An 8,659-nucleotide genomic window follows, 5' to 3' on the forward strand; every position below is an offset into this window, starting at 1 on the left:
ACGTCCTGACCGGTTTGGGCCGATCTTCTCTCACGTCCTGACCGGTTTGGGCCGATCTTCTCTCACGTCCTGACGCTTTTCGGCCGATGCGTCTTTGGGCTTTGCTGCCGCCCGCCACAAGTGCATCGTGGCGTAGGACCGCCAAGGGCTTACTTCGCGGAAGTCAGAGCTCAGGCCAGCGCCAGGCGGGAGGACTCTCAACCCGTTTCGAACTGCCGCGTCATTGCCCAGGAAAACGTCCGGCGCTCCGAGCACCCGCATGGCGACGTACCCTACAGTCCACGGACCAACCCCTGGCAACGGCAGCAGCTTGCGCTCCAGCGCGGCAACGTCGTCGCCGTAGCCGAACTCAAGGGCCCCTGTGGCCATCGCTTCGGCCGCAGCAACGACGGAGTCGATGCGACGCTGAGGTCCCCTCAGCAACTCGCGTCCGTGTTCGGCGATTTCAGCCGGCGTCGGAAACTGCCGCTCCAGCCCGGGGGTGGGGGTCTCGGCGAGGGAGCCAACAACGGACAACTGTGTCAGTGCTGTTCGAGCGGCAGCAACGGTGATTTGCTGACCTATCATTGCCCTGACCAGCAATTCCTGGGGGTCCACTGCTCCCGGCACGCGAATTCCGGGAACCGCCGTGATGCTCCCCGCGAGCCGCGGGTCTGTTCCCAGTGCTTCGTCGATTGCCTGCGGGTCCGAGTCCAGATCGAACAACCTCCGGACGCGGCTCAACAATGCAGGAAGGTCGTGCAGATCTACAGCGGTGGCCGTCAACTGCAAGGGCTTGCCCGGCGTCGAGGGGCTGTAGACCACGGAGAAAGAGGCACTGCCTCGGGGGAGGCGGAGCGTGCGGCCATAGCTCCTGGTTCCGTCGGCTTCGGTACGTGCCACCTCAATGCCGGGCACCGCACGGACGGCCAGGAAGTCGAAGATGCCTGGATCGAATGGTTCCCTGTAGGGCAGGTTAAGTGTTAGAGCAGTAGGCGCGACAGCACCCCGGCGAACGCCGGACCTCGCTCCCGTGGCACGCAACGCCGTCGGGGTCATCGCAAAAACCTCGCCGATGGTGTCGTTGAATTGCCGCACGCTGTTGAACCCCGAGGCGAAGGCGACGTCGGCGAAGAGCATGTTCGTTGAGACCAACAGCGCCCTGGCTGTCTGCGCCCTGCTGGCCCGTGCCAGCGACAGGGGGCCTGCGCCGAGTTCGTGGCTGAGGATCCGGTTGAGCTGGCGCGCCGAGTAGCCCAGCCGTTGCGCCAGGCCGTCGACCCCCTCGCGGGTGATGACGCCGTCGTTGATCAAACGCATTGCACGGCCGGCAACGTCAGATCGGATGTTCCAGGCCGGCGTGCCGGGGACGGCCTCGGGGAGGCAGCGCTTGCAAGCGCGGTACCCGGCTTCGTGGGCAGCGGCTGAGGTCTCGTAGAACGTGACGTTCTCTGCCTTCGGCGTCCGGGCGGGGCAGGACGGCCGGCAATAGATACCAGTTGAGCTGACGGCTGTGAAGAATTGACCGTCGAAACGGGTGTCGCGTGCGTCAATTGCCCTGTAGCGCTGCCAGAAGTCCATTCCTTCATCCTGTCAGGAGTCCACGTCCGCTGCTAGCGGAAATCGGACATGGCCGTTCCACGATTTTTGCTAGGGTCTGGGCATGAGCTCGTCCATCGAGAAGGGAGTCAGCAATCCCGAAAAAGTGCGTAAGTTCCTTGAGGGCGACCCCCGCGCAATCGCTCCACTGATCCTTGGGGCCGTGCTCACCCACCACTCCGAAGCCGGTCCGGTGGCGGTCAGGCTCACTGAAGTGGAGGCGTATATGGGCCCACGCGATTCCGAACACCCCGATCCCGGATCGCACACCTTCGGCGGCCCCACAGCCCGGAACGCGCCTATGTTCGGACCACCGGGATTCCTGTACGTCTATTTCACGTACGGCATGCACTACTGCGCCAACATCGTCTGCGGTCCCAAAGGTTCACCGTCTGCGCTGCTCTTGCGGGCCGGCGAGATTGTAGAGGGGGAGGGGCTTGCCACTGTCCGCAGGCCTGCCTCCAAAACGCACAAGGACTTGGCCAGCGGACCGGCCCGCCTGGCATCGGCGCTGGGACTCACGACGGCGGACACCGGCCGTGACGCGCTCGCCTCACCGTTCAGTCTGTGGTTGCCTACGACGCCGGCAGCGGCCGTGGCCAGCGGACCGCGGGTTGGAGTGGCCGGCCCCGGTGGAAGCACGGACTATCCCTGGCGCTTTTGGATCGAAGATGACCCGACGGTGTCACGGTACAAAGCGGCGCGGCCACGCAACCGGGCCTGAACTTTGGCCACTGATCCGCCATATGACCTGGACCCCGCACGTTTACCAAAATCGCTGTAGAATGGACGGTCTGTCTTTTGCGATAGGGGTTACGGTTCGATGCACGACGCTGATTTGGTTCACGAGCAGGAATACGTTGCTGGGCTGTACGCCCGGCTCGATGAGCTGCGCGAAGAAAAGCGCGCCCAGCTGGCGCAGGTGCGCAAGGCCGGTGCAGTGGGAACCATGCAAAACGTGTCCGAACGTGACGCGTTCGCCGCACTGTATGAGGACCGCCTTGCGCAGCTCGACGCCGTCGATGACCGTCTGGTTTTCGGCCGCCTTGATCTGGACTCGGGTGAGGCTCAGTACATTGGGCGCATCGGGTTGTCTACGGCCGATCTCCAGCGGCTCATGGTTGACTGGCGTGCGCCCGAAGCCGGCCACTTCTATCAGGCCACCGCATTCGACCGCCAAGGTGTGCGCCGCCGTCGGCACCTGATCCTGCAAGGCCGCGACGTGAAGGCGATCGAGGACGATGTCCTGGATGCCGGGATGCTCGCGGACAACGATTCCCTGCAGGGCGAAGGCGCGCTCCTCGCGGCCTTGAACTCCAAGCGCACGGGCCGCATGTCGGACATCGTGGGAACCATCCAGTCGGAGCAGGACAGGATCATCCGTTCCTCGATCTCGGGCGCGCTCGTCGTGCAAGGTGGTCCCGGAACGGGTAAGACCGCAGTGGCACTGCACCGTGCCGCCTACCTGCTGTACACGCACCGTGATCGCCTTAAGAGTGCCGGCGTGCTGCTGGTGGGACCGTCGTCGTCGTTCATGCACTACATCGAGCGTGTGCTGCCGTCGCTGGGCGAGACCGGCGTCGTCATGGCCAGTCTTGGCCGACTCATGCCCGGAATCCACGCTGTTCCCGAGGAAGATCCCGACGTCGCTGCCCTCAAAGGCAAGCTCGACATGGCCACGGTGGTGGCCAACGCTGTAGCGAACCGGCAGCGCACGCCTGCGGAAGACCGCATTCTCGAAGTGGATTCCCGCAAGCTGACGCTGACCGTCCGACAGGTCCGCCGGGCGCGGGAAAAGGCCCGGGCCACCGGCAAACCCCACAATGAAGCCCGGCTGACGTTCGTCAAGATCCTCCTCCGTGAGCTCACGGAGCAACTGACGGACCTCGTCGAGGAATCGAACATCGGCAATAACGCCGATCGCGCCTACCTCGCCGAAGACGTCCGGTCTGCCCGGGACGTCCGTATCGCCTTGAACCTGTGCTGGATGCCGATGACGCCCGAGAAGCTGATCTCGGAGCTCTTCAGCAAGCCCGCCATCCTGGAAGCCTGCACGCCGCACCTCACACCGGAACAGCGATCCCTCCTGCAGAGGCCCGTCGATGCTCCCTGGACCGAGGCTGACGTCCCGCTTTTGGACGAAGCTGCTGAGCTCCTGGGTGAGTTGGACCCTGCTGCGGGCAGGGGACTGGCCCAGCAGGAAGCCGACCGCGCCCGCGATCTCGCCAACGCCAAGCAGACCCTGGCCAACATGGAGGCCATGGGCGTGGACGTCCTGGTGAGCGCCGAAGAACTGGCAGACCAGAACCAGGAACGCGAGAATCGGCTCACCGCAGCCGAGCGCGCCACGAGCGACCGTTCCTGGGCTTTCGGCCACATCGTGGTTGATGAGGCACAGGAACTTTCGGCCATGCAGTGGCGGCTCCTCGTGCGTCGCTGCCCGCTGAAGTCCTTCACAATCGTGGGGGACATCGCCCAAACGAGTGCCGCGGCCGGCGCCAATTCGTGGCAAAGCGCGCTGGCGCCGTCGTTCGGTGACCGCTGGCAGCTCGAAGAGCTCACCGTCAACTACCGCACGCCATCCCAGATCGCGGAAGCCGCTGTCCGGATGGCCAACCGTGCAGGCCTTGTGGTCTCAGCTCCGAAAGCCGTGCGCGAAGGCAAATGGTGGCCCATTGTGGACCGCGTCGAAGCGGACGGCATTGTCTCCCGCCTGGTCGAGGTCCTGCCTGAGGAAGTGGAAGCAATCGACGGCGGCCTGCTGGCTGTGATCGCCGACGGCCCACTGCTGCCGCAGGCGGCTGCTGCGCTGCGTGAGATCTACGGCCGACGCATCGGCTCGGGAGCCGGAAGCTACGAGCAGGACATCGTGGTCATCAGTCCGAAGGAAGCGAAGGGCCTGGAATTTGATGGGGTCATCGTCCTGGAACCAGCCGCCATGCTCAATCATGAGCACGGCAAGGTGGGCGACCTCTACGTCGCTATGACCCGACCCACGCAGCGGCTCAGGCTCATCGCCGCGGCACCGCTGCCTGCCGGCATTGAACGCTAGGAAAAGCAGGTTCAACAATCCTGCTAACTTAGAACTCGTGTCACACGTAAACAACATCGAGTCCCAGCACAACGATCCCGCCTTTGCCAACATCTGGCAGGAGCTCAAATGGCGCGGCCTTGTCCACGTTTCCACCGATGAAACGGAACTGGAAAAGCTGCTCGCCGGGGACCCGATCACGTATTACTGTGGCTTCGACCCCACCGCCCCGTCCCTCCACCTGGGTAACCTGGTGCAGCTCCTCCTGATGCGTCGATTGCAGCTGGCCGGCCACAAGCCGCTCGGCCTGGTTGGCGGGTCCACGGGCCTGATCGGCGATCCACGTCCGACGGCGGAACGCACCTTGAACACCAAGGACACCGTTGCGGAGTGGGTCGGCTACCTTCAGGGCCAGGTGCGCCGTTTCCTCAGTTTTGAGGGCGACAACGCGGCACGCATGGTCAACAACCTGGACTGGACGGCGCCGCTGAGCGCCATCGACTTCCTGCGCGAAATCGGCAAGCACTTCCGCGTAGGCACCATGCTGCGCAAGGATGCTGTCGCCTCGCGGTTGAGCTCCGACGAGGGCATCAGCTACACCGAGTTCAGCTACCAGATCCTGCAGGGCATGGATTACCTCCAACTGTTCCGCGACTACGGCTGTGCACTGCAGACCGGGGGCTCGGACCAGTGGGGCAACCTCACCAGCGGTACCGAACTCATCCGTAAGGTGGAGGGCAAGAGCGTCCACGCCCTGGGTACGCCTCTCATCACCAACTCGGATGGCACCAAGTTCGGCAAGAGCGAGGGCAACGCCATCTGGCTGGACCCCGAAATGTGCAGCCCGTACGCGTTCTACCAGTTCTGGCTGAACACGGCCGATGCTGACGTGGTGGATCGGCTGAAGGTGTTCACTTTCCTTTCACGTGCGGAAATTGAAGAGCTTGGCCAGTCAGTTGTTGAGCGCCCGTTTGCCCGCGAAGGCCAGAAGAAGCTTGCATTCGAAGTGACCTCGTTGGTGCACGGGATCGATGCGACCGAAAAGGTCATCGCCGCCTCCGCGGCGCTCTTCGGCAACGGCGACCTCACCGTCCTGGACGAGCACACCCTGGAATCAGCGACGGCAGAACTTCCGTCCGCGAAGATCAGCGCCGACGGTCTGGGCATCATTGACTTGCTCGTGGCCTCCGGTTTGTCCGACAGCAAGTCGGCAGCCCGCCGGACCGTGGGGGAAGGCGGCGCCTACGTGAACAACACCAAGGTGTCCGACCCCGACGCAGTCATCGCCCAGGACGAGCTTCTGCACGGCCGGTACCTGCTGCTTCGCCGGGGCAAGAAGAACCTGGCGACCATTGAGGTTTCAGCCTAGGTTTTCTCAGTAGTCCAGTTCCGAAAGGGCCGGTAACCGTTATGGTTGCCGGCCCTTTCTGCGTTTGAGTTGGGCGCCCCGGGGGCGGGGGTCATCCTCTGCGCGCTCGCTCCTTCGTCGCTTGGACGCGCGCTGCCGGATGACCCCCGCCCCCTTCGGTTGTTCTCTCACATAATCGTCGTTTTTGAGCATCCTTCTCTCACGTCGCGACGTGTTTTGGGGTTTGTTCTGTCACATCCGGATGTGTTTGGACCGTCCTTCTCTCACGTCCGGACGTGTTTGGGGGTTTGTTCTCTCATGTCGTGTCGGTTCTTGGTGGTGGGGTTGGAAATGTTCGACGGCGGTGGTTGGGTTTGGTGTTTGGCGGCGGGGGTGTGGGGTGTTGGTTGATGTGACGGGGTTCACGGGTGGTTGTTTTGGTGGTTTTGGCGTGTTTTTGGGTTTGGGTGGTTCTGTTTGGCTTGTGTTTGCGGGGGTTTTGGGGTGGTGTGGGGGTGGATTTGTGTCGGGGCTGGTGGGCGTGTAATGTCTTCTGAGTCGCCGCGAGTGAGACAGCCTGGTGCTGGGAACTGCGGGGGCCAACCCCTTTTGATAACAGCCTGGAATATGGTGCGCTTTTGGGCGTGCCGGCAACGGGTGGGGCCGATGTGGCGGGATCGAAAATCGCGGAAACGTTGATTTGCGTGGATCCGGTTGATCGGGTAAGTTTGAAAAGTTGCTCCGGAGCGATCCTTGGCCCTGTAGGGGTCTGGGTGGTGCCGGTTAGTGTCTGTTGTTTGAGAACTCAATAGTGTGCCAAGTTTGTTGATGCCGATTGTTTTATTGATTGGTTGAAATTATGGCCAGGCCGTTGCGCACCCCGTGTGTGGTGGTTTGGTTTTCAGCTGGTTTCGAATTTTGTGCAGCCGTGCCTGTCCGTTATTTCCGGTGGGTGTGGTTGTGTCTGTTATTTTTCAACGGAGAGTTTGATCCTGGCTCAGGATGAACGCTGGCGGCGTGCTTAACACATGCAAGTCGAACGATGATCCCAGCTTGCTGGGGGATTAGTGGCGAACGGGTGAGTAAGCCCAGACTCCTACGGGAGGCAGCAGTGGGGAATATTGCACAATGGGCGAAAGCCTGATGCAGCGACGCCGCGTGAGGGATGACGGCCTTCGGGTTGTAAACCTCTTTCAGTAGGGAAGAAGCGAAAGTGACGGTACCTGCAGAAGAAGCGCCGGCTAACTACGTGCCAGCAGCCGCGGTAATACGTAGGGCGCAAGCGTTATCCGGAATTATTGGGCGTAAAGAGCTCGTAGGCGGTTTGTCGCGTCTGCTGTGAAAGACCGGGGCTCAACTCCGGTTCTGCAGTGGGTACGGGCAGACTAGAGTGCAGTAGGGGAGACTGGAATTCCTGGTGTAGCGGTGAAATGCGCAGATATCAGGAGGAACACCGATGGCGAAGGCAGGTCTCTGGGCTGTAACTGACGCTGAGGAGCGAAAGCATGGGGAGCGAACAGGATTAGATACCCTGGTAGTCCATGCCGTAAACGTTGGGCACTAGGTGTGGGGGACATTCCACGTTTTCCGCGCCGTAGCTAACGCATTAAGTGCCCCGCCTGGGGAGTACGGCCGCAAGGCTAAAACTCAAAGGAATTGACGGGGGCCCGCACAAGCGGCGGAGCATGCGGATTAATTCGATGCAACGCGAAGAACCTTACCAAGGCTTGACATGAACCGGAAAGACCTGGAAACAGGTGCCCCGCTTGCGGTCGGTTTACAGGTGGTGCATGGTTGTCGTCAGCTCGTGTCGTGAGATGTTGGGTTAAGTCCCGCAACGAGCGCAACCCTCGTTCTATGTTGCCAGCGCGTGATGGCGGGGACTCATAGGAGACTGCCGGGGTCAACTCGGAGGAAGGTGGGGACGACGTCAAATCATCATGCCCCTTATGTCTTGGGCTTCACGCATGCTACAATGGCCGGTACAAAGGGTTGCGATACTGTGAGGTGGAGCTAATCCCAAAAAGCCGGTCTCAGTTCGGATTGGGGTCTGCAACTCGACCCCATGAAGTCGGAGTCGCTAGTAATCGCAGATCAGCAACGCTGCGGTGAATACGTTCCCGGGCCTTGTACACACCGCCCGTCAAGTCACGAAAGTTGGTAACACCCGAAGCCGGTGGCCTAACCCTTGTGGGGGGAGCCGTCGAAGGTGGGACCGGCGATTGGGACTAAGTCGTAACAAGGTAGCCGTACCGGAAGGTGCGGCTGGATCACCTCCTTTCTAAGGAGCTGCTAACATGGTATGGGGTTGTGTTTGGCGCACTGTTGGGTCCTGAGGCAACAGGACCTTTTTGCAGCAATGCAGAGAGCATCTTCTGGTGTTTCTTTTGTTCCTGCTTCCGGTACTTACCGTCTGTTCCCTTTGTGGGTGGTGGTGGTCTGGTTGATGGGGTTGTTGTTTGAGAACTACATAGTGGACGCGAGCATCTAGAACACACACTTGTGTGTGTTCTTACAGCAATTTCTTATGAATGAACCTGGCCCTTGTGGTCRTGGTTCTCTCGAGTAAGTTTTTGATCTTTGTGTGGTCAAGTTTTTAAGGGCACACGGTGGATGCCTTGGCATTAGGAGCCGAAGAAGGACGTAGGAATCTGCGATAAGCCTGGGGGAGTTGATAACCGAGCGTTGATCCCAGGATGTCC

At 61.4% G+C, this 8,659-nt stretch carries 4 protein-coding genes and 2 rRNA genes; 5 read left to right on the top strand and 1 reads right to left on the bottom strand.

All coding sequences use genetic code 11. The features are described 5' to 3' along the window. Positions 1-30: 30 nt before the first annotated feature. Positions 31-1,560 (bottom strand): AlkA N-terminal domain-containing protein, encoded by a 1,530-nt coding sequence (locus AB4Y87_RS18970; RefSeq protein ID WP_442005831.1) that lies wholly within the window; start codon positions 1,558-1,560, stop codon positions 31-33. 82 nt (positions 1,561-1,642) lie between these two features. On the opposite strand from AB4Y87_RS18970, the gene AB4Y87_RS18975 reads away from it, so the two are divergent. From AB4Y87_RS18975 to AB4Y87_RS18995, 5 genes are all read left to right on the top strand, one after another. Then, positions 1,643-2,302 (top strand): DNA-3-methyladenine glycosylase, encoded by a 660-nt coding sequence (locus AB4Y87_RS18975; protein ID WP_442005832.1) that lies wholly within the window; start codon positions 1,643-1,645, stop codon positions 2,300-2,302. A gap of 99 nt (positions 2,303-2,401) precedes the next feature. Beyond that, positions 2,402-4,630 (top strand): HelD family protein, encoded by a 2,229-nt coding sequence (locus AB4Y87_RS18980; RefSeq protein WP_442005833.1) that lies wholly within the window; start codon positions 2,402-2,404, stop codon positions 4,628-4,630. A 37-nt stretch (positions 4,631-4,667) separates the two neighbouring features. Then, complete coding sequence (gene tyrS, locus AB4Y87_RS18985; protein ID WP_442005834.1) at positions 4,668-5,978, top strand: tyrosine--tRNA ligase; 1,311 nt, start codon at positions 4,668-4,670, stop codon at positions 5,976-5,978. 953 nt (positions 5,979-6,931) lie between these two features. Next, a 16S ribosomal RNA gene (locus AB4Y87_RS18990) occupies positions 6,932-8,238 on the top strand. A gap of 305 nt (positions 8,239-8,543) precedes the next feature. Further along, positions 8,544-8,659: ribosomal RNA gene (locus AB4Y87_RS18995) — 23S ribosomal RNA — on the top strand; the annotation flags it as partial.

The organism is Paenarthrobacter sp. RAF54_2, assembly GCF_052113945.1.
Lineage (GTDB): Bacteria > Actinomycetota > Actinomycetes > Actinomycetales > Micrococcaceae > Arthrobacter.